This is a genomic window from Kribbella ginsengisoli (genome assembly GCF_039537185.1).
In the GTDB taxonomy this organism is placed as follows: Bacteria; Actinomycetota; Actinomycetes; order Propionibacteriales; family Kribbellaceae; genus Kribbella; species Kribbella koreensis.
This window is the reverse complement of sequence record NZ_BAABAA010000002.1, coordinates 1169557-1195937: the sequence shown is the minus strand read 5'-3', so window position 1 is coordinate 1195937 and position 26381 is coordinate 1169557. Positions and strand designations below refer to the sequence as shown.

The following is a 26381-nucleotide window of genomic DNA, read 5'->3' as shown; positions in this document are numbered from 1 at the left end:
CACCGAATCAGCTCGAAGGCCTGCCCAGACCGGATCGATGTCTGGTGATGGGCGTCGTCAACGTGACCCCGGACTCGTTCTCCGACGGCGGTGAGTGGTTCGAGCCGTCGGCCGCGATCAAGCACGGCCGCGAGCTGATGGCCGAGGGCGCCGACCTGCTCGACGTGGGCGGTGAGTCGACCCGGCCGGGCGCCGAGCGGCCCGCGCCGGCCGAGGAGATCCGCCGGGTGCTGCCCGTGATCGAGACGCTGGCCGCCGAGGGGGCGCTGATCTCGATCGACACGATGCGTGCCGACGTGGCCGCTTTGGCGCTCGATGCCGGTGCGGTGATGGTCAACGACGTGTCCGGCGGGCTGGCCGACCCCGACATGCTCGGCCTGGTGGCGGAGCGTAGTACGCCGTACGTGTGTATGCATTGGCGTGGGCACTCGGCGCAGATGCAGGAGCGAGCGCAGTACCAGGACGTGGTGGCCGAGGTGATCGCCGAGCTGGCCGCGCGGCTGGAGGCGATCAGCGAGGCTGGAGTGGACCTGAACCAGGTCGCGGTCGACCCCGGGATCGGGTTCGCGAAGAACGCGGACCACAACTGGGAGGTGCTGCGGCGGCTGCGCGAGTTCGGCGTACTGGAAAGGCCGTTGCTGATCGGTGCCTCGCGGAAGGCGTTCCTGGGTAGGCTGCTCGCCGACGAGGAGACCGGCGAGCCGAGACCGGCCGTACGACGAGACGACGCGAGCGCGGCCGTCTCCGCCCTCGCCGCCGCGGCGGGAGCCTGGTGTGTCCGGGCTCACGCGGTGGCGCCGAGTGCGGATGCGGTACGGGTGGCGCGCCGGTGGGGAGCGGTATGAGCGAAGAGCCGGACGGTACGCGCCGGGGGACCGCGACCGCGGAGTCCGTGGTGCTGAACGCCAACACGGCGTTCTACAACGCGTTCGAGGCGGGCGACCTGGACCTGATGGCGGCGGTCTGGCTGCCGGAACCCGATCCAGTCTGTATCCATCCGGGCAACGCGGCGATCTACGGGTATCCGGAGATGATGCGGGCCTGGGCGATGATCTTCGCCAATACGCCGTACATCCAGTTCTTCCTGACCGACGTTCAGGTAAGAGTGGATGAAGACGTGGCCTACGTCACGTGTACGGAGAATGTCCTGTCGTCCGGCGAAGGGGCGCCGGAAGAGGGTTTCGCCGGTGGCAAGGCACTGGCCACCAACGTCTTCCGCAAGACGACTTCCGGCTGGCGGTTGTGGATCCACCACGCCTCCCCGGTACTGTCGTCAGGGGGTCGACAAGAGGAGGCAGAGTGAGCGGTCCCGCGCTGCCCCTTGAGGTGCGGCCGCCGGACGTGATCGAGATCCGTGGCATCCGTGGATTCGGCCGGCACGGGGTGTTCGAGCACGAGCGGGCCGACGGGCAGGAATTCGTCGTGGACGTCCGGCTGGAGCTGGACACCCGGCCCGCGGCGGCCTCCGACAAGCTCGCCGACACCGTGAACTACGGTCTGGTGGCCGAGCAGGTGCATGCGGCCATCGAGAGCGACCCGGTGGATCTGATTGAGACACTGGCACAACGGATCGCGGATCTGTGCCTCGCCGACCGGCGGGTGACGGCTGCCGCGGTCACCATCCACAAACCTTCGGCGCCGATCACGGTGCCGTTCGACGACGTTGTCCTGACCGTGCAGCGCAGAGCCGGAGAATCCTCGTGACTGAGACCCCTAGCCCCTACGTGATCGACGCGGACACCCTGAGCGGTGGCCTCAAGCCGATCCGGCAGGTGATCCTGTCGCTCGGTAGCAATCTCGGAGACCGGGAAGCCAACCTGCAGGGCGGCGTCGACGCGCTGCGGGACACCCCGGACGTGGTCGTCGTGGACGTTTCCCCGGTCTACGAGACCCAGCCGATCGGCCCGGAGGAGTCCGGCCCGTACCTGAACATCGTGCTGCTGGCCGACACCACCTTGTCGGTCGACACGTTGCTGGACCGCGCGCATGCCGTCGAGCAGGCCTTCGGCCGTGAGTACGAGGCACCTGGTGCGCCCCGGACTCTCGACGTCGACCTGATCACCTTCGGCAAGAAGACGATCGAGTCCGAGGAGCTGACCGTGCCGCACCCGCGTGCGCACGAACGCGCCTTCGTGCTCGCGCCCTGGCTGGACATCGAGCCCGACGCGGTCCTGCCCGGCGTGGGCCCGGTGGCCGAGCTGCTCGCCAAGGTGGGCAGCGACGGGGTGAAGAAGCTCGACGATCTCACCATCGAGCTGCAGTAGTGGTGTCGGGCGGTACCGGTCCGAACCGGGCGCCGGGGGCGGGCAAGGAGCCGCCGCGCCCCGGCTCGGTCCGGCCGACGTCGCGCCGGCTGCTGGTCGCGATCGTCGTCCTCGGGGCGGCGATCGGCTGGACCCTGGTCAAGGCGATCGAGTCCGGCGGCGGCGTCGCGCCGACGGTCTCCTGGCTGACGCTGGTCGCCTGGAGCTTCCTGGCCGCGCTGCTGTTCGTCGCGGCCCGCAACACCCATCAGCGGATCCAGGTCCGGCGCGAACGGGTCGAGGCGTCGCGGGCGGTCTTCCTGCTGCTGATCGGCAAAGCCAGCGCGTTCGTCGGCGCGTTGTGTAGCGGTGTTTACGCAGGGTTCGCGTTATCCTTCCTGGGCGCGGTCAGCTCCTCGGGCCCGCGCAACCGTGTGATCACAGCCGGTGCTGCGGCGGTGATCTCTGTGCTGGTCGTCACGGCCGGATTGATGCTCGAACGCGCGTGTCGGATCCCCGATGACCCGGACGAGACCCCCTAACATGTCGGTCCATGGGGTCAAGGGGTAGCCGCCGTCGTACCAGGGCCACGGTTCTCGTGGTCGCCAACGTGCTGCTCGTGATGATCTGCGTCGGCGTCAGCGTCTCCCTGTTCTCGCAGAACCAGTGGATCCTGCGTGCCGCCGCCGTGGCCGCCGTCGCGGTCGCGATCGGCGCCTCCGTGCTGACCCGCCACCAGCTCCTGATCGAACGCCTCGCGCACAGCGACGAACGCGCCCAGGTGGCCCAGGAGTACTCCCGTATCACCAGCGCCCGCGTCGTCGAGAACGCCGAGTTCGTCGATCTGATGCAGCGCCGCCTCGACACCATCGACCAGCGCCTCGACAAGATCGACGAAGAGGTCGCCACGGTCGTCGCCGCCGGCGACAAGCACTCCCACGCCGACGCCCCCACCGTCGTCGACCTCAAGCTGCGAGGCCTGGCAGCTTCCTGACCTCCCTCCCATACTGCTGGGAAGGGGAGGGGGTACTCATGGGGTTGGACGCGAATTTCCCGGCAGTGACGATGAACGACCCGCAAGGCACGGTCACCGTCTACAACCAGGACCACGTGCCGATCGGGCATCTGGGCCCATCGCCGTATCAGTCGCCGTCGGTGAACGTGGTCTGCCGGACGAAAGCTTGGGACGACGCGTACTGGTATCGGCTGCTGAGTGCGGAGGGTTGGGACTTTCCGGCGACTACGGCCTATGTGTCGGCCGACGAGACGCATGAGTTGAACCCAGGGGTGCCGTACACACCGCCCGACTGCGCCAACGTCGGCTGCGCCCGGAAGGGCGGGCAGGTGGCCGGTGCTGGGTTGCTGGCCATCGGTGCGGTCGCAGCCGCGGCTGCTTGGCGACGGAGGACCGGCCGGAGCTGATCGGCGGCGGTGGGTTTTCGTCGGCGGCAGCGGCGGAGTACGGGTTACTTGTCGATGTCGCCGACGACGAAGAACATGCTGCCGAGGATGGCGATCATGTCGGCGACGATGGTGCCGGGGAGCATCTCGGGGAGGACCGAGATGTTGTTGAAGCTGGCGGAGCGGAGTTTGAGGCGCCACGGGGTTTTGTCGCCGCGGGAGACCAGGTAGTAGCCGTTGATGCCCAGCGGGTTCTCGGTCCAGGTGTAGGTCTGGCCTTCGGGGACCTTGAGGATCTTGGGCAGGCGGACGTTGACCGGGCCGGCCGGCATGGTGCGGAGGCGGTCGAGGCAGGCGTCCACTAGGTCCAGGGAGACTTTCACCTGTTCCAGCAGGACGGAGAAGCGGGAGAAGCAGTCACCGTCGGTGCGGGTGACTACGCGGAGTACGCCGTCGCGTGCGAGCTCCTCATAGGCCAGGTACGGCTCGTCGCGGCGCAGGTCGGCGTCGACTCCCGAGGCGCGCGCGATCGGGCCGGAGACCCCGTACGCCGCGATCAGCTCCGGGGAGAGCCGGCCGACCCCGACCGTCCGGGCCCGGAAGATCTCGTTGCCCAGGACAAGGTTCTCGATGTCGGGCAGCCGGCGCCGTACTGCGGAAGACGCCGCCCCCGCCCGATCCAGCCAGCCGTAGGGCAGGTCCTCCTTCAGCCCGCCGACCCGGTTGAACATGTAGTGCATCCGCCCGCCGGACAGCTCCTCCATCACGGCCTGGATCGTCTCGCGCTCGCGGAAGGCGTAGAAGACCGGCGTGATCGCGCCCAGCTCGAGCGGGTACGAGCCGAGGAACATCAGGTGGTTGAGGATCCGGTTCAACTCGGTCAGCAGGGTCCGCAGCCAGACCGCGCGGACCGGGACCTCCAGCCCCATCATCCGCTCCACGGCGAGCACCACGCCGAGCTCGTTGGAGAACGCCGACAGCCAGTCGTGCCGGTTCGCGAGCACGATGATCTGCCGGTAGTCACGGACCTCGAACAGCTTCTCCGCGCCCCGGTGCATGTAGCCGACGATCGGCTCGCAACCGACGATCCGCTCGCCGTCCAGGGTCAGCCGCAACCGCAGTACGCCGTGCGTCGCGGGATGCTGCGGCCCGATGTTGAGCACCATGTCGGTGGTCGGCAGCTCGGACCCCGGATCGGTCCCACCCCGCTCGAAGGCAGCGGCACCGGCCCCGATTCCCACCACGCGTTCCGTACTCATGACCCCTAGTGTGCCGTGGGCGACGCAGCTTGGCGCTGTCCCCGCCCGGGCACGCACCTCGGGACCTTTGAGAAGCATCCACGATGCTCCGCATCGAGGACCCTTCTCAAACGCCCCGATGCACGCACCCGGACGGCGACATCGCTCAAGCTGCGTCGCCCACGGCACACTGTCGTGACAGGCTTAGAGGGTGGACGACCTCTTTGCTCCTTCGGATGTCAGCTGGACGCCGGTCTCGCCCAAGCTTGCGGCGGTACGCCGGGTCAGCGCGGCGATCATGTTCGGCGTACTGGCCGTCGCCGGACTCCTGCTGCTCGGGATGCTGCTGGACTGGCTGTACGGCGTACTGGCGGTGGTGCTCGTCTTGCTGGCCTACCTGTGGGCGTGGGTGCTGATCGGGCGCAACCAGCGGTCCTGGAAGTACGCCGAGCGCGAGGACGAGCTGCTGGTCAGCCACGGGATCATGTTCCGCCAGCTGGTCGTGGTGCCGTACGGGCGGATGCAGTTCGTGGATGTCGCGGCTGGTCCCCTGGAGCGGTCGTTCGGGATCGCAACGGTCGAGCTGCACACGGCGACGCCGGCCACCGACGCGAAGATCCCCGGGCTGCATCCGGACGAGGCGAGCCGGTTGCGTGACCGCCTGTCCGCGCTCGGCCAAGCCCAGGCGTGGGGCCTGTGACCGAGCCGCCGCAGGAACTGACTCAACCTCCGCAGCTGACCGAGGAGGTCATGGGCGCGCGGCTGCATCCGCTGACGCCGTTCGTGAAGGGCTGGGGGTACTTCGTCGTCGCGGCGATCGCGATGGCCAACAACGAGGGCCTGCGGACCAACCTGAAGATCGCCGGGATCGGCCTGGGCGCGGTCCTGGTCGGTGGCATCCTGCTCGGCGCGCTGTCGTGGTGGTTCACCAAGTGGCAGCTCACCGGCGACGCGATCCGGGTCGACAGCGGCTTCCTGTTCCGGCGGACCCGGATCATCCGGTTCGACCGGATCCAGACCATCGACGTCGCGCAGCCGTTCGTCGCCCGGCTGTTCGGGATGGCCGAGCTGCGGATGGATGTGGCCGGCGGCGGCAAGAACGACGGCCGGCTGAGCTACTTCACGTACGACGAGGCGCAGAAGCTGCGCGCGACCCTGCTGGTCCGGGCAAAGGGCGAGCACGCCGTCCAGCAGCACCCGGCCGATGAGGTCGAGCCCGAGCCGCTACTGGTCGTCCCGACCGGACGCCTGCTCGGTGCCACCCTGCTGTCGTCGACAGTGCTCGCCAGTGCCGGTGGTTTGGTCGTGCTGATCGTGTCTGTCACCGTGCTGGATGCGCATGCCGGGCTGTTCGCCGGTCTGCCGCTGCTGCTCGGTGTCGTGCAGCCGATCTGGAAGCAGGTCGTCGGCAACCACGGGTTCACGCTGTCGGAGACGCATGAGGGGCTGCGTACCAAGCGCGGCCTGTTCGACGTACAGCGGCAGACAGTGCCGCCGGGACGCGTGCAGGGCCTGCTGATCACCGAGCCGTTGATCTGGCGGCTGCTGGGCTGGTCGCGGGTCGACCTGGACATTGCTGGGGTGGCCGGTTCCAAGGGCGACGGGGAGGACGAGCACGAGGGCTCTCAGTTGTTGCCGGTCGGTCCGCATCAGGAAGTGATCGGAGTGCTCGCACGGGTGCTGCCTGGCTTCAACCTGTCCGCTGTGCCGATGCATCAGGCGCCGTCGCGAGCGAAGTGGCTGCGGCCGGTCGGCTGGCGGTACCTGGCCTACGGGTTCGACGACCAGGTACTGGTGACCACTCGGGGTTGGGTGAGCCGCCGTACGTCGATCGTGCTCCACCACAAGACCCAGTCGGTCCGGTTGCACCAGGGACCGCTCCAGCGGCGTCTACGGCTCGCCAACGTCCACGTGGACACCCCTGAGGGGCCGACGGACGCCATTGCGCTCCACCGGGACCAGGAGGAGGCTGCGGCGCTGGTGCAGGCTCAGGCGATCAGGGCCCGAGAAGCACGCCGTATTGCAGACTCGGTGCCCGCCCAGACCCAGCCGAACGAGCCGAGGCCGGACGGGTTCAACAACTCGGCCGCTTCTCCTGCTGACGACAGCTCGGCGAGGTAGCTCAGGGGGTCGGTGCGGGCTCGCTCCTGGCTGGGGCGCACTGCTGAGAGGCCGAGTGCCTGCAGTGCCTCGCGCTGGGTGGTCAGCTCGCCGCCGACCGCGGCAGCAAGGGAGTCGAGGGCTACGTGGGCGGTGATGTCGCAGGAGCCGTCAAGGAGGACCTCGCACTCGCGGCCGGCGCGGAAGCCGGTCAGCGTCCCGTACGGCGGTCGCCCGGCCAGCATGCCGTGTCGCCCGCCCCGGGAGGCGTCCTCCGGCCGCAGGACGTGGCCGTAGTCGATCGCGAGGGCGATACCGTCGTCCAGACGGCTTACCACGTCGGCCCAGGCCTCGTCGCGGGTGAGGCCGATCTCGGCTCGGTCACCCGGCGCGCCCATCTCGCTCACTCCACCGGCCAGCTGCACCTCGCCGAGTGGCCACCACTTCTCCAGCCAGGCCAGGTCGTTGCCTTCGACAACATCGCCCAGGGTCTGGTCGGCCAGTAGGTACCGGGGCACTCCGGCGTCGTCCAGCTCGGCGACCTCGCACGGGATGTTGTCCAGCCACTCGTTGGCGATCACGAGTCCGGTGAGGCGGGGCGGTAGGTCGTCCTCCAGCTCCACGTCGACCACGGTGAGGCTGGCGGCTCGTAGTACGCGGCCTAGTTCGCCTTCGCCGGCACCGATGTCGGTCACCTGCGTCGCGCCGATCTGCTCGGCCAGTCGGGCTACTGCCTGGCCGAAGAGGGGTGAGGCGTGCACCGAGGTGCGGAAGTGCGCGGCGGGGCGTTCACGGCGGTAGAAGCCGGTGGGGCCGTAGAGGGCCGCCTGCCAGGCCTCGCGGAACCTCACAGCGCAGGATCCCCGCCCAGCGGTACTGAGCCGGTGAGCTGCCAGATGCCGTCGTCGCCTTCGCGCCAGATGGTGAGGTCGTCCAGTCGGACCGCCGGGACCTCCTCAGCCTCAAGGGCAGCCTGTGCCTCGGCGACCAGGCCGGGGCCGCCCCGGTCCGACGAGGAGATCGTCAGGTGGGGATGCGGTTCCGGGAACTGGCCACCATAGGGCGGGCACTCGGGGAAGGCGGCCAGTACGGTCGCCACCAGGTCGTGAACCTGGTCGAAGGGCTCGGGGCGGAGCCAGGTCGTGCCGTTGGGGAACTGCCCGGCCGTCTTGAAACACAGGTCGAACGGCTCGATGTCGACGACTGCGTCCTGCAGCCGCTGTACGTCCTCAGGGGACGGGTCCTGCAACCAGGGCACGAGCACCGTCACATGCGGCGGGACCAGTTCGGTGAGGGCGGCTGTTGGCCGCGCCGAGGAGAAGGAGACCGAGCGCCACCGGTCGGTGAACTCGGTCAGCTCGGGTACTGCGATCAAGATCGCAGTAAGTCCTGTCCGCGCCGCCCAGGGGTCAGGTTGTCCACTCACCGGCCAATAGTCCCACCTGTGACTTAACACTCGACCCAACCCCACAAATGAGCACTACGCTGTCCTGAACCGCATCAATTCGTCTGGTACCTCGGCAGAGGACTGGAACGTACGAGAGTGGACATGGAACGCATCGGCATCATCGGCTCCGGCCGGGCCGGCGCCGCCTTGGGAGCAGCCCTGGCGTCCGTCGGACATCCCGTCACCGGGGTCACAGCACGCTCGCAGGCATCGCTGGATCGCGCCGCGAGGCTCCTTCCGGACGTCCCGATCCTGTCGCCCGCGGAGGTGACGGCTCGCGCGGACGTCGTGCTCGTCGCCGTACCGGACAGTGCGATCAGTGAGGTCGCCCAGAGTCTCCCGCTGACAGCAGAGCAGTACGTCGTCCATCTGTCCGGCGCACACGGCCTATCCGTCCTGCAGCCGACAGTGGCGATCCCTGTAGCGCTGCACCCGCCCATGACCTTCACTGGCGACCGCCCCGACCTCAGCGCCATCACCTTCACCGCAACTGCGCCCGAAAGGGCAAAGCCGGTTGTGGAGCGACTGGTGAAGGCGCTGGGCGCTGATCTCCAGTGGGTCGCCGAGGACCAGCGCGCCCGCTACCACGCGGGTCTGGTGCACGGCGCCAACCACCTGACCACTCTGCTCGCACAGGCTTTCGCAGTACTACGAGACGCCGGTATCACCGACCCGGCCGCGACACTGCGACCCTTGCTGACCGCAACTCTCGACAACACGCTGCGCTCCGGTCATGATGCGCTCACCGGGCCGATAGCGCGCGGCGACGTCGAGACGGTGGCAGCCCACTTGGCGGTACTCAGGGGGCGCACCGCGAGCACGTACGCCGAGCTGGCCCGGGCGACGGTGGACCTGGCGACGGCGGACGGCCGGCTGGAGCGCAGTACGGCCGATCGGTTCTACGAAGTACTGCAACGAGCAGAGGTGCTTGAGCGGGATCGAACAGGGGAGGCACCACGGTGAGACTCACCCAGACCAAGGCCGAGCTGCGAGCGGCGGCGGCGATCCGGCCGCGGGCGGTCGTGATGACGATGGGCGCGCTGCACGAGGGCCACGCGGCGTTGCTCGCCGAGGCCCGGGAACGGGTTGGTCCGGACGGCAGCGTGGTGCTGACGATCTTCGTGAATCCCTTGCAGTTCGGGCCGTCCGAGGACTTCGACCGGTACCCGCGGACGCTGGCCAGCGACCTGGCGATCGCCAAGAACGAGGGCGTCGACCTGGTCTTCAACCCGTCCCGCGACGAGCTCTACCCGAACGAGCCGTCCATCACCGTGCATCCCGGCCCGCTGGCCGACGAGCTCGAGGGACAGGTCCGGCCGGGGCACTTCACCGGGGTGCTGACGGTGGTGTCGAAGATGCTGCACCTGACCTCGCCCGACCTGGCGCTGTTCGGCGAGAAGGACTACCAGCAGCTCACGCTGATCCGCGAGATGGTCTGCGACCTCGACATGGACGTGGATGTCGTACCGGTGCAGACCGTGCGCGAGCCTGACGGACTAGCGCTGTCCTCACGCAACCGCTACCTGGACGAGACCGAGCGTGACGAGGCACTGGTCCTGTACCGCGCCCTGACCGCCGGTGCGAAGGCCGGGATGAACGGGCCGGACGCAGTACTGGCTGCTGCTCATGCCGAGCTGGAGGCGGTCCCGTCGGTGCAGATCGACTATCTAGCGCTCAGGGCACCAGACCTGGGCCCAGTGATCGGCCCCGGTGAGGCCCGCATGCTCATAGCGGCCCGCGTAGGTAGTACTCGTCTCATTGACAACATTTCCATCACGCTCCGGTGAAATCGATTGATACCGTCGCGGGATGACTGCTCCTGCTGTGCCGCAGCGGTTGGCTGCGCCTGAACCCGGTTGGACCGACACGGTCGACGTGGTGGTGATCGGCTCGGGGATAGCGGGGCTGACGGCCGCCCTGAGGGCTCGTGAGCTCGGTTCGGTGCTGGTGGTGACGAAGGACGTCGTCGCCTCCGGGTCGACCCAGTGGGCGCAGGGCGGGATCGCTGCGGCGCTCAGCCCGGAGGACTCGCCAGAGGACCACTTGAACGACACCCTGGTCGCCGGGGCCGGGCTGTCGGACCCAGAGGCCGTCCGGGTGCTGGTGACCGAGGGTCCGGAGGCAGTACGGGACCTGATCGACCTGGGAGCCGTATTCGACACCGGTGCCGGGGGAGGCCTGTCACTGACCCGCGAGGGCGGCCACCACCGCAACCGGATCGCGCATGCGGGTGGTGACGCCACCGGTGCGGAGATCGAGCGCGCACTGGTCGCTGCGGTGAAGCGGGCACCGGACATCCGGATCATCGAGCACGCGCTGGTACTTGACCTGCTGCTCTCTGACGATGGCGCGGTTGCCGGGGTCACGCTTCACGTCATGGGCGAGGGACAGCTGGACGGCGTCGGCGCGATCCGCAGCCGCGCAGTGATCCTCGCCTCGGGCGGACTAGGCCAGCTGTACGCCGCGACGACCAACCCCAGTGTTTCGACCGGTGACGGTATGGCGCTCGCCCTGCGGGCCGGTGCGAAGGTGCGCGACCTCGAGTTCATCCAGTTCCACCCGACCGTGCTGTGGCTCGGCAAGGGCGCCAAAGGCCAGCAGCCGTTGGTCTCCGAGGCTGTCCGCGGCGAGGGCGCGTTCCTGGTCGACCACGAGGGCAAGCGGTTCATGCAAGGTCAGCACGAGCTGGCGGACCTGGCCCCGCGCGACGTCGTGGCGAAGGCGATCATGCGCCAGATGCTTGCCTCGGGCAAGGATCACATGTTCCTCGACGCCCGCGGCTTCGGCGACGAGAAGTGGCGGGTGCGCTTCCCGACCATCCTCGCCTCCTGCCGCTCGCACGGCATCGACCCGGTGCACGAGCTGATCCCGGTCGCGCCGGCCTGCCACTACTCGTCCGGAGGGGTCTGGACGGATCTGCACGGCCAGACCTCGGTCCCCGGGTTGTACGCCTGTGGCGAGGTGGCCTGCACCGGCGTACACGGTGCGAACCGGCTCGCCTCCAATTCGCTTCTCGAAGGTCTCGTCTTCGCCCGGCGGATCGCTGCGTCGCTTGCCGAGCACTTGCCGGTACTACGTGAGCCGGCCCCCGATCACCGCGTTCCCGGGCTGGTTGCGGCGGACGTAGTACCGGACTTGCAGCGCGTGATGACCGTCGGCGCCGGGGTGATCAGAAGCGCTGGCGGACTGTCGGAGGCTGGTGACAGACTCGCCAAGCTGATCGAGCAGCCGGCCGAGCAGCCTGGAACTCCCGATTGGGAAGCGACGAACCTGGCCACGGTGGCCTCCGCGCTGATCGAGGCGGCGACCACCCGGGAGGAGAGCCGCGGCTCGCACTGGCGGGAGGACCACCCGGATCGCGACGACGAGCACTGGTCGGGCAGTCTGGACCTGACGCTGCCGGCCGAGGATGATTCGGCACGGCCTGCCGCGACGTTCGTGGCGCAAGCAGCACCTGAGGGGAACAAGTAATGGATGACACGCTCGACAAGCAATGGGTCGAGGACCTCGTCCGGGCCACCATCGAGGAGGACCTGGCGGGCGGGGTCGACGTGACCACCACTGCCACGGTCGAGGCGGACCAGGTCTCGGTCGCCGAGTTCGTGGCCCGGGCCGACGGTGTCGTGGCCGGCCTGGAGATCGCCGAACTGGTGGTGCGGCTGATCGCGGGCAAGGACGAGGTCGAGATCGAGCACTCCGTCGTGGACGGCGCGCAGGTCAAGGCGGGCGCGGTGCTGATGACCGTGCGCGGCAAGACCCGGCAGCTGCTCACGGCCGAGCGCACTGCGCTCAACCTGCTCTGCCACCTCTCGGGTGTGGCCACGCTGACCAGTCGCTGGGTCGAGGCCGTTGCCGGCACCGGGGCGATCATCCGGGACACCCGCAAGACGATGCCGCTGCTGCGCCAGCTGGAGAAGTACGCGGTCCGCTGCGGCGGCGGGCAGAACCACCGGATGGCGTTGTCGGACGCAGCTCTGATCAAAGATAACCACGTGATCGCCGCCGGCGGGGTCGCTGAAGCGTTCCGGCTGGTCCGCAAGGCCTATCCGGATCTGTCCGTCGAGGTCGAGGTGGACACCGTCGAGGACGCGATCATCGCGGTGGAGTCCGGGGCCGAGCTGGTCCTGCTCGACAACATGCCGATCGCGGTACTACGTGAGGCCGTCGAGAAGGTAGCCGGCCGGGCTCGTCTCGAGGCGTCGGGCGGGCTGACGCTCGAGGTGGCTCGCGAGGTCGCCGAGACCGGCGTCGACTTCCTCGCGGTCGGCGCACTGACCCATTCGGCCCCCGTGCTGGACATCGCGATGGATCTTCAGGCTGCCTGATGTTGCTCGCCGTTGCCGTTGAGAACACCAGGACTCTGGTCGGCCTGATCTTCGAGGGCACGGTCAAGCGCCACTGGTGGGTGGGGACGGATCCACGCCGTACTGCGGACGAGTGGGCCGTCCTGCTCGAAGGGCTGCTCGCCGGCGAGTCCCCGGTGTCGGGGGTGGCGGTGTGTTCCGCAGTACCGCATGTGCTGCACGAGTTGCGGGATGTTGTCGCTCGGTACTACCACGAAGTACCGAGCGTCGTCGTCGAGCCCGGTGTGAAGACCGGCCTGCCGGTGCTCGTCGACAACCCGCGTGAGGTCGGCACCGACCGCATCGCCAACGCACTGGCCGCCGTCAACCGGTACGGCGCTCCCTGCATCGTCGCCGACTTCGGTACCGCGACCACCGTCGATGTCGTCAACGCCAATGGCGCCTTCATCGGCGGGGCGATCGCGCCCGGGATCGAGACCGCCGTCGACGCCCTCGGCGCCTCCGCGGCCCAACTGCGCCGGATCGAGCTCGTCCGGCCGCGCTCGGTCGTCGCCAAGAACACCGTCGAAGCGCTGCAATCAGGTGCCGTCTTCGGCTTCGCGTCGCTCGTCGACGGGCTGATCACCCGGATCATCGCGGAGCAGGGCTTCGACCAGGTGACCGTGGTCGCCACGGGCGCCCTGGCACCGCTGATCGTCGGGGAGTCGAGCCAGATCCAGCACCACGAGCCCTTCCTGACCCTGCACGGCCTGCACCAGGCCTTCACGCGCAACCACTGAGAGCTACCCTTAACTCACCGCGCAAGGCTCTTGAATACTGCCTGTCACAGGATCACGATGTGATCAGCGACACCTGGGCGGGGAGGCCCGGGGCCACAGGGCATCGTGGTCGCAACACGCGGGTCGCGTGGTCCGGGGGAGGATCATGAAATCCACTTATCGCGCCCTCGCGAATCTGATCGCGCTCGGCGTCCTGATCCAGGTGATGGCGATCGGGCTGGCCTGGTTCACGGCTCTCAAGGACGTGGACGACGGCCTGGTGATCGACAAGAACTACGACGGCAACTTCGGCCACCAGCTGCACGGCATCGTCGGCTCGATGGTGATCCCGCTGCTGGCGATCCTGCTCCTGATCGTGTCCTTCTTCGCCCGGGTCGATGCCGGGATCAAGTGGGCGCTGATCGTGTTCGGCCTGGTCGCGCTGCAGATCGCGCTGGCCTTCGTGTCCTTCTCGGTACCGGTGATCGGAGCGCTGCACGCCGCGAACGCGGTGGCGCTGGCCGGCGTCGCGGGAATCGCCGCCAGACGAGCGGCACCCAGCCAGCAGAAGGTCGGCACCGAGGCGACCATCTAGATGAAGCATCGCCGCACCGTGGTCGCGATCGCGGCCACGCTGGTGGTGCTTGCCCCGATCGGGTGGTTCTGGCAGCAGAGCCTGGTGCCGGACGGTCTGTCGGCGATGGACATGGGGTACGCCGACTACGGCGGCGGACCCGCGATGCCGGCTGGGCACCACCATGGCAGCAGCGTGGCGGAGCTCAAGCCGGCCGCCGATCGGGCCGCCGACGTGTCGGTCCGGCTGGTCGCCCGCAAGGAGCGCTTCGACATCCCCGGCCGCGGCCCGATGGACGGCTACACGCTCAACCACACCTCGCCCGGTCCACAGATCAACGCGAAACAAGGCGACCTGATCGAGGTCACCCTGGTCAACGAGTCCGTGCCGGACGGCATGACGCTGCACTGGCACGGGGTCGACGTACCGGCTGCCGAGGATGGGGTCGCCGGGATCACGCAGGACGCGGTCCAGCCGGGGCAGACGTTCACCTACCGGTTCGTGGCGGTCGATGCGGGCACGTACTGGTACCACTCGCACCAGTTGTCGCATGAGCAGGTGAAGAAGGGCCTGTACGGCGTACTGGTCATCTCACCCGGTACTACCGACGTAGTGGCCGCCGTGCACACCTACGACAAGGTCCGAACCGTCAACGGCGGCTACGGCGAGCGCCGAGTCGCCGCAACTGGCACTGTGCGGCTAAGGCTGATCAACACCGACAACGGCCCGATGGCGGCCTGGGTAGATGGCACCGGGTACCGAGTAGTCGCAGTAGACGGCACTGCGGTCAACGACCCACCCCCTGTCGAAGGCAAGTCGGTCCTGGTCACCGCAGGCGGCCGCATCGACCTTGAAATCACCCTGCCACCCGGCAAGGCAGTCCGCATCGGCCTAGGAGGCGGCCCGACCACCCTGGTCATCGGCGACGGCGATGCCCCCACCGCCCCCGAACCCAAAGACCGAGTCGACCTCCTCACCTACGGCAAACCAGCCGCCGCCCTACCCTTCGACCCCGCGAAGGCGACCCGCCACTTCAACTACACCATCGGCCGCCGCCCAGGCTTCTTCAACGGCAAACCCGGCCTCTGGTGGACCATCAACGGCCACCAGTACCCCAAGGTCCCCATGTTCATGGTCACTGAAGGCGACCTGGTCACCATGACCGTCAAGAACACCTCCGGCCAAGTCCACCCCATGCACCTACACGGCCACCACGTCCTGGTCCTGACCCGCAACGGCGCCCAAGCCACCGGCAGCCCCTGGTGGACCGACTCCCTCAACGTAGAAGACAACGAGACCTACGAGATCGCCTTCCTCGCCGACAACCCAGGCATCTGGATGGACCACTGCCACAACCTCCCCCACGCTTCGCAGGGGCTGGTCACCCACTTGATGTACGAAGGTGTGACGACGCCTTTCCATCTCGACGGCCCAACCGGCAACCAACCGGAGTAGGTCAGTCGATGGGACGGCCTACCGATAGCTTTTCGGCGAGGCCGGCGGGGAGTTGGGTTTTGAAGGTCGGGTCTGGGGTGGTGCCGGTGGCGTCGAGGGTTTTGGAGAAGAAGGAGCGGGCGGCGGCTGCCAGGGAGACGTCGAGGATGTCGTCGTCGGACAGGCCGAGCGCGCGGAGGTCGTCGATGTCGGTCTGGGTGACGGTGTCGGCGGCCAGGGCTACCTTGCGGGCGAAGGCCATGACGGCGCGGTCGACGGGGTCGGGGGCGGGGGAGTCGACCAGGGCCGCGACTTCGTCGGGGGTGAAGAACTTCTCGGCCAGGACCTGGCCGTGGGCGAGGCTGCAGTAGCTGGATCTCAGAGCCGTCGCGGCGGCCAGGGTCGCCAGTTCGTAGCGGCGGAGGTCCATGGAGGCCTTGATCGCGCCGTTGAGTTGCTTCCAGGCCTCGTAGACGTCGGGGCGGGAGGCGAAGGTCTTGACGAAGTTCGGGATGTGGCCGGCCGGGGCGCGGTTGTCGTCCAGGAAGCCGGGTGGTGGTGTGGACGGATCGATGAATGCCATCTGAGTTCCCCCTCGGATCTGACTTACCAAGTTAGCTGAAGGACCAGCCGGACCAGGTCTCGATGGCGACGGTGATGACGGGGCCGCGCGGGGGATCGGTGCGGTACTGCGGGTACTTCGCCGCGAGCAGCTCCAGAGCCGCTGGGTTTTCCAAGTCGACCCGGGCGTGGCCGTCGGCTCTGACCCACCAGAGTCGGCTCCAGTCGGCGTCGTACCGGTCGCAGAGCAGGGCGACCTGGGGGTTGGCGGAGATGTTGCGGAGCCGGCGCAGGTCGGTGGTCGACTTGGGTTTCTGGTCGACGGCGATCACGACCAGGTCCGGGTCGGCAGAGACCGCGAAAACGACCGGTACGAGATGCGGCCGGAGCGGGTCGCCCGGGCTGATACTGGCCAGGTAGGCGTGATCGGCGGTGGTGAACCGTTCGCGGCAGCTGTCCGCACTCAGTCGCACGCTGCCGACCCTACTGCCGCAATCCGGGTTGGGGCCGGTAGGTATGGTCTACGCGACCGTCCACGAGTTTGGGTGAGGCCAGATGGTGAGGTTCCGCAGCGTCTTGTCGGCCGCCCTGGCGACCGTCATCGGCGCGACCCTGCTGACCGCATGCTCGTCGGATCCGGTACCGACGAAGGTGACCGTCGCGTGGGCCGACAGCACCCGGCAAGAGGTGAAGGTCAGCTGGGCCGACTCCGACGCCCCGAACCGGATCACCATCGAGGGCGTGCTCAGCACCAGCCCGTCGTACGTGAAGTTCGTCGCCGCGGACGCCCCCAACACTTGGGCGATCCCGGTCTCGGCCTTCCCGCCGGACGGCAATTACAAGGTGTCCGTCGGTATCGGTACGTCGACCGGCGGAATGTCCAGCAAGCTCGCCAGCTCCCCGGTCTTCGACACCAGCGGACCGGTCCGCCCGAGTGGCGCGTCCGCGACCCCGACCGGCAAGGGTGACGTCCTGATCCGCTGGACGGTCCCGCCGACGCCCGAGGACTTCAGCCCCCACGACCCACTCGACGTGCCCGCCAAGACCCAGCTGTACGTGCCCGTCGTCGGCCGCCCAGGCCAACCCCTGCGCACCGCTGGACCGGGCACCACCTCGATGCGTCAGGTCGTCAAGGACCTCAAGCCGCCGTACCTCTTCCAGTTGCGCGCCCAGAACGAGTGGTCGACCGCCGTCGGTGGCCAGATCTCGGCCCGAAGCAGCACGACCGAAGCCTCGATCCCCGCCGCCGCGCAGTACGGTCTGCCGATCAGGATCCGTGGCCGGTCGATCCTCAAGGAGGTCGTCTGCGCCGACGAAGGTAGTTGCGTGCAGCAACGAACGACGATGTCCGGGCTGCCCGTGGTGCTGCTGACCCAGGTGACGCCGCACGGGCGCTGGACACCGGCCGGCCGCGGCAAGACCACCTCCGGCGGGCACTACGAGATCCCGGTCGTGACGAGCGCCAGCCGGCCGTACAAGGTGATGACGCAGGACTACAGCGAGATCGGCTCGGTCGCCTCGCAGTCGACCAGCAAGGCGCGGCTGACCCAGACCGTCACCCGGATCCAGACGACCGGCTTCCTCGGCGGCGCGATGAAGAAGCGCGGCGAGACGGTGACCGCGATCGTCGTGGTCAGGCCGGCCATGAACACCGTGGTGACGTTCCAGTCCTGGAACAAGGTGACCAGGCACTGGGCCGGCCTCCGCGTCCCGATGCGACGCGGCACCGCGGTGGTCGCCTTCAAGGTCACCCAGCCCGGCATCTTCGCCTACCGCTTCGTGATCCCCAAGGCGATGTCGCTGGGCCGCCCGCTGCTCGGCAAGACGACCCAGACGCTGGCTCTAAGCGTCCGCTGACTCGGCCGGTACTACGTCCGCGTCGCCGGCGGCCACTGCCGGCTTGGCCTCGTGCACCGCGTTGCGCCGCTTGCGGATCTTGTAGACCGCGTACGCCACCACGAGCGCGGCGCCGATCACCACCAGCGCCCAGACCGAGACCTCGCCGAAGATCTTGTCCGCGTTGTCGCCGATCTTGTACGCGACCACGCCGATCGTGGTCGACCACGCGATGCCACCGGCCGCGTTGGCGGCCAGGAACCGCGGATAGTGCATCCGCAACATGCCTGCCATCGGCCCGGCGAAGATCCGCAGCAGCGCGACGAACCGGCCGAAGAAGACCGTCCAGACGCCGTACTTGTGGAAGTACTTCTCCGCCTTGACGATGCGTTCCTCGGAGAAGTGGTGGAACCGCCGGCCGAGTCGCTCGAACAGCCCGCGACCGGCCTTCCGGCCGATGAAGTACCCGATCGAATCGCCGATGATCGCGCCGGCCGCGGCCGCGGCGATCACGAAGACGATGTTCAGGTCGTGTTGCGACGCCAGCAGCGCGGCGGCGATCAGCGTCGTCTCGCCGGGCAGTGGCACCCCCATCGACTCGACCCCGATCACCAGGCCGACCACCAGATAGGCGAGGATCGCGACCCCGCCGGTCGGGATCGCGATCGCCAGCGCATGCAATGTCGTTGCCCCCATACCCCCATCCTGGCACCGCGGAGCAAGCGAATAGCTGATCTGTGAGCTATTCCGGGGGAATTTCAGGGTCCCTCAGGTTGAACTGATCACTCTGCGTCACCTTCGGCGGGTGGCTTGCCGGTGGGGACGATCGCGATCAGGGTGCTCACCTGCCGGGTTCCGGCCGGGTGGCCGGCCGCCGAGCGGCCGCGGCGGTAGCGGTTGACGACCTCCATCAGATCCTTGTCGAGCTGCTCGGTCTCCGCCTTGGTGAGCCACAGGCGGCTGCGGTTCATCGCGCTGACGCCGTCCCACGGGTCGTCGCCGGGGAGCTCCTCGAACTGCTCCATCACCCGGTCGATGTTGCTGCGCATCATCGCCTGGCTGGCCAGCCGGCCGGCGCCGGTCGACTGCGACGAGATCACCAGGCTCGTGGCCGGGGCCTGCCAGGGCCGTTCCCGCCCGTCGGGCGAGCCCTCGGCGCGCTCGATGATGCCCCACCGCGACAGCGCGCGCAGGTGGTAGCTGGTCGCCGACGGGGTCAGCCCGGCCAGCTCGGCGCACTCCGTCGCGGTCAGCACCCGCCCGCTGTACAGCTCGTCGATGATCCGCTGCCGGGCCGGGTGCGCCAGGGCGCGGATCGCTCGCGGGTCGGTCAGCACCACGCGCTTCTTCTTCGCGGCCACGCCCGACAGCGTAGCCGGTCCCTTGACGATCCGATATCTGAAGCATTAACTTCATAGTTATGAAGCAATCACTTCACATCTCCGGTACGCCGGCCGCCGCCTCGCTCTGGTCGCACCGAGACATCCGGCTGGTGCTGCCGGCCCGCGCGGTCTCGTACGCCGGTGACGCGATCGCCCTGGTGGCGTTGATGCTCCGCGTCTCGGGCGACGGCACGGGCACCGGCGCAGACGGCGGCTCTGGCTCCGGACTCTCGGCCACGGCGGCGATCACCGCCCTGCTGCTGGCCTTCGCCGTGCCTACGGTCGTGATGATCCCGTTCGCGGGCCGGATAGTGGATGCGTACGACTCGCGCCGGGTCCTGGTGTGGGCGTCGCTGCTGCAGGCGGCCGCCGGTGTCGGGATCGCCTTTTCCCGCGGACTCGCGGCCACGTTGGCACTGGTCTGCGTGCTGCAGGTCGGCCAAGCCGTCGCCGGTCCGGCCTGGGCGGCGCTGATCCCACGGATCGTCGGCGATGACCTGGTCGGCCGGGCAACCGGGGTGAGCCAGGCGCTCATCGGTGCGGCCACCCTGGCAGGGTCGGCAGCAGGCGGCCTACTGGTCGGCATGTCCGGGGATCGGGTCGCTTTGCTGGTCGACGCCTCGACCTTTGTCGGTCTGGCGGTCGTTGCCCGGCTGGTGCGCACCCGGCGTACTCCGTTGCCCGGGGCACCGAAGGAGCGAGGGGGCATGACTGCTGGTCTGCGCAGCCTCTTCGCCGACAACCTGTTGCAGGTGCTCGTGCCAGCGCTCTGGGTGTTCATCCTGGTCGGGGAGGCGGTCAATGTGGTCGAGGTCCTGCTGATCAGGAACGAGATAGGACTCGGCCCGACCGGCTACGGCCTGGTGCTGGCCGCCCAGGGAGCGGGTGCCATCGCCGGCGCCTGGTACACCGGCCGGTTGAGGAGCGACCTGGCCCGCACCCGCGCAGTGCTGGCCGGTACTGCGGCCATCGGCGTCTCCTGCGTCCTGATGGGCCTGGCGGGTGGGGTGGTCCCGCTGGTGATCGGTGCGGTGGCGGTCGGGTTCGGGGGCGGGATGCTCAACGCGGCCACGAGCACCTTGGTGGTGACCCGGTCGCTGGATGCTCTGCGTGGCCGGGTGGTGGCTGCATTGAGTGGTACGGCGCGAGCCTGCTCGCTGGTGGCTCTATTGCTGGGCGGTGCCGTCGGGGCGCTGGTCGGGCCTCGGGCGACCTTTGTCCTCGCCGGGGTGCTCGCCGTCCTTTGCGCGGCTGTTACGGCGGGTCTGGTGGCCCGGAGGGACGTAGTACGGACAAAGGATTCGTTGGTGGAGGCGTTAAGTCACTAGCCTTTGAGGCATGACTGAATCACGTGAGAACCCGGCGACCCCCGACAGCGGGCAGGACGACCTGCCCGAGCAGATCCGGGTACGCCGGGAGAAGCGTGACCGGCTGCTGGCCGAGGGGGTGCAGCCCTACCCGATCTCGGTGCCGCGGACGCACCTGCTGAAGGACCTGCGGGCGAAGTACGACGTGCAGGAGCTGGAGAACGACTTCAAGACCGGCGAGCTGGTCGCGGTGACCGGCCGGGTGATCTTCCAGCGCAACACCGGCAAGCTCTGCTTCGCCCAGCTGCGCGAGGGCGACGGTACCGAGCTGCAGGTGATGCTGTCGCTGGCCGAGGTCGGCGAGGAGGAGCTGGCCCGGTACAAGGCGCTGGTCGACATCGGCGACCTCATCTCCGTGCAGGGCGAGGTGGTGACCAGCCGGCGCGGCGAGCTGTCCGTGCAGGCGACCAGCTGGCAGATGGCGGCCAAGACGCTCCGCCCGCTGCCGAACGAGCACAAGCCGCTGAACGAGGAGGCCCGGGTCCGCCTGAGGTACGTCGACCTGATCGTGCGCCAGGAGGCGCGGGAGATGGTCCGTACCAAGGCCGCCGTGCTCAAGTCGCTGCGCTCGACCTTCGACAGCCACGAGTTCATCGAGGTGGAGACGCCGGTCCTGCAGCTGACCAACGGCGGCGCCGCCGCCCGGCCGTTCACGACCCACCTGAACGCGTTCGACCAGGACATGAAGCTCCGGATCGCGCTCGAGCTGGATCTGAAGCGGGCGATGATCGGCGGCGTCGACCGGGTGTTCGAGATCGGCCGGACCTTCCGCAACGAGGGACTGGACTCGACCCATGCGGCGGAATTCTCGATGATCGAGTCCTATCAGGCCTATGGCGATTACGATTCGATCGCCGAAGTGACCGAGGAGCTGATCCGGAACGCGGCCCGTGCGGTCGGCCGCAGCGTGGTCACCGCGCGCGACGGTTCGCAGATCGATCTGGACCTGCCGTGGCGGCATGCGACGCTATTCGAGCTGGTCTCCGAAGCGGTCGGCGAGACCGTCGACGCGACCACCGAGACGGCCCGGCTGATCAAGATCGCCGAGCAGCACGAGGTCGAGCTGCAGCCGGCCTGGAATGCCGGTGAGATCGCCCTGGAGATCTACGAGAAGCTGGTCGAGCACACCCTGATCCAGCCCACCTATGTACGCGACTATCCGGAGTCGGTACGGCCGCTGGCCAAGCCGCACCGCGAAATTCCGGGCCTGGTCGAGGCCTGGGACCTGATCATCAACGGGGTCGAGCTGGGCACCGGCTACTCGGAGCTGAACGACCCGGTGATCCAGCGGGAACGCCTGGTGGCACAGTCGTTGCTGGCCGCGGCCGGCGATCCCGAGGCGATGGAACTGGACGAGGATTTCCTCCGCGCGATGGAGTTCGGGATGCCGCCGGCCGGCGGTATGGGGATGGGCCTGGACCGGCTGGTGATGTTGTTCACCGGGGCCGGGATCCGGGAGACGATTCTGTTCCCGCTGCTCCGGCCGGAGTAGTTTCCTCCGCTGATCTGAAAGGCGGCCCCGGGCTGTTGCATAGCACAACCAACGGTCAAATCCATTCCCGGGGCCGATTCTTTCCACGATCCGGCGGGTGAGCGCGATGAATACCCATCGTCACGACGGATGCGCAGCGTCGGCGGAACCGGAGGCTTTAGTCACATCTTTCCTGCCCATTCCGCCTGTTGAATGACAACTTGCCGGTTTGTGCTGTAGAAATCAGTAACAAGAAATTCGGCAGGGGGATTGTGCCCGGTGGCGGGCGCGGAAAGGACTGTCACAAGATGGCGCAAAGGGTTCAGGTGGTTCTCGAGGACGATCTCGACGGCGGTAAGGCCGACGAGACCGTGACCTTCGGACTGGACGGTTCGACGTACGAGATCGACTTGTCGAAAAAGAACGCGGCCAAGCTGCGCGACGCCCTGTCCGGCTACGTCGGCGCCGGGCGCCGGGTCTCCGGGCGCCGGGGCGGGGCCGGCCGGACGCGCGGCCGTGGCCGCTCGGCCACCGACTCCGCGGACATCCGCGCGTGGGCCAAGGACAACGGCTACGAGGTCAGCGAGCGGGGCCGGATCTCGGCCGAGGTGCGCGCGGCCTACAACGACGCCAAGTAAGTTTTTCCGGACTTTGCCGGTCCCGGTGCCAGGTATGGCGCCGGGACCGTCCGCATTCCGGCCGTTTCACAGTGTGGACACAGTTCGGCGGGTCGGTGCGAGCCGGTGCCTGACCGGGCAGGTAAAGGGATGAATTCGCTGGTGGCGAACACTCAGCGCGTCGGGAACACCGGGGCACTGAGCGGGGTTGTTCCCTTGTGATCCCCACTTCGCGGCCGTACCGGAGGTCGTCGCTTGTTCGCTGAGAGCGAGGTCGTCGGTGCCGGGGACTAGCATGCATGTACGGGGGTCGGCCTACACGGCACGTCCGACTCCTCTGAGGCAAGGAGCGCTTTGGCGATGTTTGAACGATTTACGGACCGCGCCCGTCGGGTAGTCGTCCTGGCACAGGAAGAAGCCAGGATGCTCAGCCACAACTACATCGGGACCGAGCACATCCTGCTCGGCCTGATCCACGAGGGTGAGGGTGTCGCCGCCAAGGCTCTGGAGAGCCTTGGTATCTCGCTGGAGGCTGTCCGCTCTCAGGTCGAGGAAATCATCGGCCAGGGACAGCAGGCTCCGAGCGGCCACATCCCGTTCACCCCTCGCGCCAAGAAGGTACTGGAGCTCTCCCTGCGTGAGGCCCTGCAGCTGGGCCACAACTACATCGGCACCGAGCACATCCTGCTCGGCCTCATCCGTGAGGGCGAAGGTGTCGCCGCGCAGGTCCTGGTCAAGCTCGGAGCGGACCTGAACAAGGTCCGGCAGCAGGTCATCCAGCTGCTTTCGGGATACCAGGGCAAGGAGACGGCGACCGCCGGCTCCGGGGCCACCGAAGGTGCCCCGAGCAGCTCTCTGGTGCTCGACCAGTTCGGCCGGAACCTCACCCAGGCCGCCCGCGAGTCCAAGCTCGACCCGGTGATCGGGCGCGAGAAGGAGATCGAGCGGGTCATGCAGGTGCTGTCCCGGCGGACCAAGAACAACCCGGTCCTGATCGGTGAGCCGGGCGTCGGCAAGACCGCGATCGTCGAGGGCCTGGCCCAGGCGATCGTGCGTGGCGACGTGCCCGAGACCCTGAAGGACAAGCAGATCTACACGCTCGACCTCGGCGCGCTGGTGGCCGGGTCGCGCTATCGCGGTGACTTCGAGGAGCGCCTCAAGAAGGTCCTCAAGGAGATCCGCACCCGCGGCGACATCGTGCTGTTCATCGACGAGATCCACACCCTGGTGGGTGCGGGTGCCGCCGAGGGCGCGATCGACGCGGCCAGCATCCTGAAGCCGATGCTGGCCCGCGGCGAGCTGCAGACCATCGGCGCCACCACCCTCGACGAGTACCGCAAGTACGTCGAGAAGGACGCCGCGCTGGAGCGCCGGTTCCAGCCGATCCAGGTGGCCGAGCCCTCGATCGCACACACGATCGAGATCCTCAAGGGCCTCCGCGACCGGTACGAGGCGCACCACCGGGTCACCATCACCGACCCGGCCCTGGTCGCGTCGGCGCAGATGGCCGACCGGTACATCTCGGACCGCTTCCTCCCGGACAAGGCGATCGACCTGATCGACGAGGCCGGTTCCCGGTTGCGGATCCGCCGGATGACCGCTCCGCCGGACCTGCGCGAGTTCGACGAGAAGATCGCGAACGTGCGCCGGGAGAAGGAGTCGGCGATCGACGCCCAGGACTTCGAGCGGGCGGCCTCTCTTCGCGACGACGAGAAGAAGCTGATCAACGCGAAGGCCGAGCGGGAGAAGCAGTGGAAGGCCGGCGACATGGACGTCGTCGCCGAGGTCGACGAGGAGCTGATCGCCGAGGTGCTCAGCACCGCGACCGGCATCCCGGTCTTCCAGCTGACCGAGGAGGAGTCCTCGCGACTGCTGAAGATGGAGGAGGAGCTGGCCAAGCGGTACATCGGTCAGGTCGACGCCGTGAAGGCGTTGTCCCGGTCGATCCGGCGGACCCGTGCGGGTCTGAAGGACCCGCGCCGGCCGAGCGGCTCGTTCATCTTCGCGGGACCGTCGGGTGTCGGTAAGACCGAGCTGTCCAAGGCGCTGACCGAGTTCCTGTTCGGCGACGAGAAGTCGCTGATCAGCCTCGACATGTCGGAGTACTCCGAGAAGCACACGGCCTCGCGGCTGTTCGGTTCGCCTCCCGGGTACGTCGGCTACGAAGAGGGCGGCCAGCTGACCGAGAAGGTCCGCCGCAAGCCGTTCAGCGTGGTGCTGTTCGACGAGGTGGAGAAGGCCCACCCGGACATCTTCAACTCGCTGCTGCAGATCCTGGACGAAGGTCGGCTGACCGATGCCCAGGGCCGCGTGGTCGACTTCAAGAACACCGTGATCATCATGACCACGAACCTGGGCACCCGCGACATCGCCAAGTCGGTCAGCACCGGCTTCCAGCGAGCCAACGACGTGGTCGGGTCGTACGACAAGATGAAGGCGAAGGTGACGGACGAGCTGAAGCAGCACTTCCGTCCCGAGTTCCTGAACCGCGTCGACGAGATCGTGGTCTTCCACCAGCACGGCAAGGAAGAGATCGTCCAGATCGTCGACCTGATGGTCGCGCAGGTGGAAGAGCGGCTGAAGGACAAGGACATGGGCATCGAGCTCACCCCGGCGGCGAAGGCTCTGGTCGCCGAGCGTGGCTTCGACCCGATCCTGGGTGCCCGCCCGCTGCGTCGCGCGCTGCAGCGTGACGTGGAGGACGTGCTGGCCGAGAAGATCCTGTTCGGGGAACTGCGTCCCGGCCAGATCGTGCTCGTCGACGTCGCCCCCGAGGGCACCGTCAGCGAGGACGGCGTGCCGGAGTTCTTCACCTTCACCGGCGCTCAGAAGAGCACCGCTGCGGACCCGGACCTGGAACTCACCGAGATCGCCGGCGGCGGCACCTCGGGCCTCCAGGACACCTGAGCCCCACAGCACCAACCGGAAGGCCCCACGGACACCCGTCCGTGGGGCCTTCCGCCGTTCCCACCCACCCAACACAACCAAGCCCCAAGCAGCACCACCACAACGGACGATCGGCCCGCACGGCCGCAGCTGAGGCTGGAGCGATACGGCCGCCGCCGGGATCGGACGGCACGGCTGTGGCCGAGAACCGGGCGGTGCGACGTACTGGGGTACAGGCGGTGGGGCTGTGGCGCGGGGGCCGGGCGGGTACGGCGTACTGCGGTTCAGGTGGTGCGGGTGTAGCGCAGGCCTCGGATGCCGAGTGCTGTCCAGCCTGCAGCCAGCGCAACCGCTAGCACTCTCGCCGTGACGGCAGCGCCTGGCGCCAGGAGCAGCCCCACAGCCGCAACCACCTCCACGGCGGTGAACCACAACAACGGCCGGTACGCCGATGGGCTCCACTCGGTCCGCGCATGCCCGACGGCAGCCGGTACTCCGATCAAGCCCAGTACTGCCACAGCTCCGGCATCCACCCGCGTCGGCACGAAGCTGAGTCCGAGCGCATCGACGCCGAACAGCCCAGCGAACCCTTCGATGCCGAGGGGGTCAGCGCTGAGCAGCCTGGCGACTCCATAGGCACCGAGAGCCAGCGACATACAGGCCACTGCGATTGGTAGCCAGACCTGCGTCCGGCGGATGGCGATGACGCTCACCACTCCACCTTCGCGCACGCCAGCCCCCACCACCTCAACTCCGCGAGGG

Annotated in this window: 28 protein-coding genes and 1 pseudogene; 21 read left to right on the top strand and 8 right to left on the bottom strand. The window is 68.2% G+C overall.

The window, feature by feature from the left end; genetic code table 11:
- Window positions 1–47: 47 nt before the first annotated feature.
- From folP to ABD768_RS13135, 7 genes are read left to right on the top strand one after another with little or no spacing between them, the layout of a single operon-like run.
- On the top strand, window positions 48–845 hold the full coding sequence (gene folP, locus ABD768_RS13165) for a dihydropteroate synthase (protein ID WP_343976828.1): 798 nt from the start codon (window positions 48–50) through the stop codon (window positions 843–845).
- The gene (locus tag ABD768_RS13160) at window positions 842–1303 is read left to right on the top strand and encodes a nuclear transport factor 2 family protein (protein WP_343975429.1); all 462 of its coding nucleotides are present in this window, start codon (window positions 842–844) and stop codon (window positions 1301–1303) included. Before folP ends, ABD768_RS13160 begins: the two co-directional genes overlap by 4 nt.
- Window positions 1300–1704 carry a dihydroneopterin aldolase gene (gene folB, locus ABD768_RS13155; RefSeq protein WP_344840585.1) on the top strand — a complete coding sequence of 135 codons (405 nt, stop codon included), beginning with the start codon at window positions 1300–1302 and terminating at the stop codon, window positions 1702–1704. The genes ABD768_RS13160 and folB overlap by 4 nt, the downstream gene beginning before the upstream one ends.
- The gene (gene folK, locus ABD768_RS13150) at window positions 1701–2264 is read left to right on the top strand and encodes a 2-amino-4-hydroxy-6-hydroxymethyldihydropteridine diphosphokinase (protein ID WP_343975435.1); all 564 of its coding nucleotides are present in this window, start codon (window positions 1701–1703) and stop codon (window positions 2262–2264) included. Before folB ends, folK begins: the two co-directional genes overlap by 4 nt.
- A 2-nt stretch (window positions 2265–2266) precedes the next feature.
- A complete protein-coding gene (locus ABD768_RS13145) occupies window positions 2267–2785 on the top strand; it encodes a DUF3180 domain-containing protein (protein WP_343975438.1) in 519 nt (172 codons plus the stop codon).
- Window positions 2786–2796: 11 nt separating this feature from the next.
- A complete protein-coding gene (locus tag ABD768_RS13140; protein WP_343975441.1) occupies window positions 2797–3237 on the top strand; it encodes a hypothetical protein in 441 nt (146 codons plus the stop codon).
- A gap of 38 nt (window positions 3238–3275) precedes the next feature.
- Window positions 3276–3665 (top strand): hypothetical protein, encoded by a 390-nt coding sequence (locus ABD768_RS13135; protein ID WP_343975444.1) that lies wholly within the window; start codon window positions 3276–3278, stop codon window positions 3663–3665.
- A 44-nt stretch (window positions 3666–3709) separates the two neighbouring features.
- Here ABD768_RS13135 and ABD768_RS13130 read toward each other — a convergent pair whose 3' ends face one another.
- Window positions 3710–4903, bottom strand: a complete 1194-nt coding sequence (locus ABD768_RS13130; RefSeq protein ID WP_343975447.1) for an NADH-quinone oxidoreductase subunit D — start codon at window positions 4901–4903, stop codon at window positions 3710–3712.
- A gap of 190 nt (window positions 4904–5093) precedes the next feature.
- On the opposite strand from ABD768_RS13130, the gene ABD768_RS13125 reads away from it, so the two are divergent.
- Window positions 5094–5582, top strand: coding sequence for a PH domain-containing protein (locus ABD768_RS13125; protein WP_344840581.1), 489 nt, complete (start codon window positions 5094–5096; stop codon window positions 5580–5582).
- On the top strand, window positions 5579–7003 hold the full coding sequence (locus tag ABD768_RS13120) for a PH domain-containing protein (RefSeq protein WP_425558419.1): 1425 nt from the start codon (window positions 5579–5581) through the stop codon (window positions 7001–7003). Before ABD768_RS13125 ends, ABD768_RS13120 begins: the two co-directional genes overlap by 4 nt.
- A 101-nt stretch (window positions 7004–7104) precedes the next feature.
- Here ABD768_RS13120 and ABD768_RS43105 read toward each other — a convergent pair.
- Window positions 7105–7605, bottom strand: a pseudogene (locus ABD768_RS43105) (SAM-dependent methyltransferase); the annotation flags it as partial.
- Window positions 7606–7829: 224 nt separating this feature from the next.
- Window positions 7830–8408, bottom strand: a complete 579-nt coding sequence (locus ABD768_RS13110) for a 2'-5' RNA ligase family protein (protein ID WP_344840577.1) — start codon at window positions 8406–8408, stop codon at window positions 7830–7832.
- A 123-nt stretch (window positions 8409–8531) separates the two neighbouring features.
- Here ABD768_RS13110 and ABD768_RS13105 point away from each other — a divergent pair, with 123 nt between their 5' ends.
- The 7 genes from ABD768_RS13105 (at window position 8532) to ABD768_RS13075 (ending at window position 15520) form a co-directional block, all read left to right on the top strand.
- Entirely contained in the window at window positions 8532–9392 is an 861-nt protein-coding gene (locus ABD768_RS13105; RefSeq protein WP_343976831.1) for a Rossmann-like and DUF2520 domain-containing protein, read from the top strand.
- Window positions 9389–10216 carry a pantoate--beta-alanine ligase gene (gene panC, locus ABD768_RS13100; RefSeq protein ID WP_343975458.1) on the top strand — a complete coding sequence of 276 codons (828 nt, stop codon included), beginning with the start codon at window positions 9389–9391 and terminating at the stop codon, window positions 10214–10216. Before ABD768_RS13105 ends, panC begins: the two co-directional genes overlap by 4 nt.
- A gap of 22 nt (window positions 10217–10238) precedes the next feature.
- Window positions 10239–11900: an L-aspartate oxidase gene (locus ABD768_RS13095; RefSeq protein ID WP_344840575.1), complete on the top strand. Its 1662-nt coding sequence runs from the start codon at window positions 10239–10241 to the stop codon at window positions 11898–11900.
- On the top strand, window positions 11900–12754 hold the full coding sequence (gene nadC / locus ABD768_RS13090) for a carboxylating nicotinate-nucleotide diphosphorylase (RefSeq protein ID WP_343975464.1): 855 nt from the start codon (window positions 11900–11902) through the stop codon (window positions 12752–12754). The genes ABD768_RS13095 and nadC overlap by 1 nt, the downstream gene beginning before the upstream one ends.
- Window positions 12754–13512: a type III pantothenate kinase gene (locus tag ABD768_RS13085; protein WP_343975466.1), complete on the top strand. Its 759-nt coding sequence runs from the start codon at window positions 12754–12756 to the stop codon at window positions 13510–13512. The genes nadC and ABD768_RS13085 overlap by 1 nt, the downstream gene beginning before the upstream one ends.
- 145 nt (window positions 13513–13657) lie before the next feature.
- Window positions 13658–14086: a hypothetical protein gene (locus ABD768_RS13080; RefSeq protein ID WP_344840573.1), complete on the top strand. Its 429-nt coding sequence runs from the start codon at window positions 13658–13660 to the stop codon at window positions 14084–14086.
- A complete protein-coding gene (locus tag ABD768_RS13075) occupies window positions 14087–15520 on the top strand; it encodes a multicopper oxidase family protein (RefSeq protein WP_344840571.1) in 1434 nt (477 codons plus the stop codon).
- A 1-nt stretch (window position 15521) separates the two neighbouring features.
- Here ABD768_RS13075 and ABD768_RS13070 read toward each other — a convergent pair whose 3' ends face one another.
- Complete coding sequence (locus tag ABD768_RS13070) at window positions 15522–16082, bottom strand: carboxymuconolactone decarboxylase family protein (RefSeq protein WP_344840569.1); 561 nt, start codon at window positions 16080–16082, stop codon at window positions 15522–15524.
- A gap of 31 nt (window positions 16083–16113) precedes the next feature.
- Complete coding sequence (locus tag ABD768_RS13065; protein ID WP_343975478.1) at window positions 16114–16533, bottom strand: TIGR03668 family PPOX class F420-dependent oxidoreductase; 420 nt, start codon at window positions 16531–16533, stop codon at window positions 16114–16116.
- An 82-nt stretch (window positions 16534–16615) separates the two neighbouring features.
- On the opposite strand from ABD768_RS13065, the gene ABD768_RS13060 reads away from it, so the two are divergent.
- Complete coding sequence (locus ABD768_RS13060) at window positions 16616–17917, top strand: hypothetical protein (protein WP_344840568.1); 1302 nt, start codon at window positions 16616–16618, stop codon at window positions 17915–17917.
- Here ABD768_RS13060 and ABD768_RS13055 read toward each other — a convergent pair.
- Window positions 17903–18592, bottom strand: a complete 690-nt coding sequence (locus tag ABD768_RS13055) for a DedA family protein (RefSeq protein ID WP_343975484.1) — start codon at window positions 18590–18592, stop codon at window positions 17903–17905. The genes ABD768_RS13060 and ABD768_RS13055 overlap by 15 nt on opposite strands.
- Before the next feature lie 86 nt (window positions 18593–18678).
- Window positions 18679–19257: an ArsR/SmtB family transcription factor gene (locus ABD768_RS13050; protein WP_344840566.1), complete on the bottom strand. Its 579-nt coding sequence runs from the start codon at window positions 19255–19257 to the stop codon at window positions 18679–18681.
- Window positions 19258–19316: 59 nt separating this feature from the next.
- On the opposite strand from ABD768_RS13050, the gene ABD768_RS13045 reads away from it, so the two are divergent.
- From ABD768_RS13045 to ABD768_RS13030, 4 genes are all read left to right on the top strand, one after another.
- Complete coding sequence (locus ABD768_RS13045; RefSeq protein ID WP_344840565.1) at window positions 19317–20606, top strand: MFS transporter; 1290 nt, start codon at window positions 19317–19319, stop codon at window positions 20604–20606.
- A 10-nt stretch (window positions 20607–20616) separates the two neighbouring features.
- Window positions 20617–22137: a lysine--tRNA ligase gene (gene lysS, locus ABD768_RS13040; RefSeq protein WP_344840564.1), complete on the top strand. Its 1521-nt coding sequence runs from the start codon at window positions 20617–20619 to the stop codon at window positions 22135–22137.
- A gap of 287 nt (window positions 22138–22424) precedes the next feature.
- The gene (locus ABD768_RS13035) at window positions 22425–22754 is read left to right on the top strand and encodes a histone-like nucleoid-structuring protein Lsr2 (protein ID WP_343975495.1); all 330 of its coding nucleotides are present in this window, start codon (window positions 22425–22427) and stop codon (window positions 22752–22754) included.
- Between the two features lie 339 nt (window positions 22755–23093).
- Window positions 23094–25640 (top strand): ATP-dependent Clp protease ATP-binding subunit, encoded by a 2547-nt coding sequence (locus ABD768_RS13030; protein WP_328330040.1) that lies wholly within the window; start codon window positions 23094–23096, stop codon window positions 25638–25640.
- Between the two features lie 263 nt (window positions 25641–25903).
- Here the strand turns inward: ABD768_RS13030 and ABD768_RS13025 are convergent, their stop codons facing one another.
- Window positions 25904–26332 (bottom strand): hypothetical protein, encoded by a 429-nt coding sequence (locus tag ABD768_RS13025; protein ID WP_344840563.1) that lies wholly within the window; start codon window positions 26330–26332, stop codon window positions 25904–25906.
- Window positions 26333–26381 lie beyond the last annotated feature (49 nt).

Excerpts from the sequence above, each read along its gene's own strand:
- folP (WP_343976828.1), top strand. The coding sequence starts at position 48 with ATGGGCGTCGTCAACGTGACCCCGGACTCGTTCTCCGACGGCGGTGAG.
- ABD768_RS13160 (WP_343975429.1), top strand. The coding sequence starts at position 842 with ATGAGCGAAGAGCCGGACGGTACGCGCCGGGGGACCGCGACCGCGGAG.
- ABD768_RS13140 (WP_343975441.1), top strand. The coding sequence starts at position 2,797 with ATGGGGTCAAGGGGTAGCCGCCGTCGTACCAGGGCCACGGTTCTCGTG.
- ABD768_RS13135 (WP_343975444.1), top strand. The coding sequence starts at position 3,276 with ATGGGGTTGGACGCGAATTTCCCGGCAGTGACGATGAACGACCCGCAA.
- ABD768_RS13130 (WP_343975447.1), bottom strand. The coding sequence starts at position 4,903 with ATGAGTACGGAACGCGTGGTGGGAATCGGGGCCGGTGCCGCTGCCTTC.
- ABD768_RS13105 (WP_343976831.1), top strand. The coding sequence starts at position 8,532 with ATGGAACGCATCGGCATCATCGGCTCCGGCCGGGCCGGCGCCGCCTTG.
- ABD768_RS13095 (WP_344840575.1), top strand. The coding sequence starts at position 10,239 with ATGACTGCTCCTGCTGTGCCGCAGCGGTTGGCTGCGCCTGAACCCGGT.
- nadC (WP_343975464.1), top strand. The coding sequence starts at position 11,900 with ATGGATGACACGCTCGACAAGCAATGGGTCGAGGACCTCGTCCGGGCC.
- ABD768_RS13085 (WP_343975466.1), top strand. The coding sequence starts at position 12,754 with ATGTTGCTCGCCGTTGCCGTTGAGAACACCAGGACTCTGGTCGGCCTG.
- ABD768_RS13080 (WP_344840573.1), top strand. The coding sequence starts at position 13,658 with ATGAAATCCACTTATCGCGCCCTCGCGAATCTGATCGCGCTCGGCGTC.
- ABD768_RS13075 (WP_344840571.1), top strand. The coding sequence starts at position 14,087 with ATGAAGCATCGCCGCACCGTGGTCGCGATCGCGGCCACGCTGGTGGTG.
- ABD768_RS13070 (WP_344840569.1), bottom strand. The coding sequence starts at position 16,082 with ATGGCATTCATCGATCCGTCCACACCACCACCCGGCTTCCTGGACGAC.
- ABD768_RS13060 (WP_344840568.1), top strand. The coding sequence starts at position 16,616 with ATGGTGAGGTTCCGCAGCGTCTTGTCGGCCGCCCTGGCGACCGTCATC.
- ABD768_RS13055 (WP_343975484.1), bottom strand. The coding sequence starts at position 18,592 with ATGGGGGCAACGACATTGCATGCGCTGGCGATCGCGATCCCGACCGGC.
- ABD768_RS13045 (WP_344840565.1), top strand. The coding sequence starts at position 19,317 with ATGAAGCAATCACTTCACATCTCCGGTACGCCGGCCGCCGCCTCGCTC.
- lysS (WP_344840564.1), top strand. The coding sequence starts at position 20,617 with ATGACTGAATCACGTGAGAACCCGGCGACCCCCGACAGCGGGCAGGAC.
- ABD768_RS13035 (WP_343975495.1), top strand. The coding sequence starts at position 22,425 with ATGGCGCAAAGGGTTCAGGTGGTTCTCGAGGACGATCTCGACGGCGGT.
- ABD768_RS13030 (WP_328330040.1), top strand. The coding sequence starts at position 23,094 with ATGTTTGAACGATTTACGGACCGCGCCCGTCGGGTAGTCGTCCTGGCA.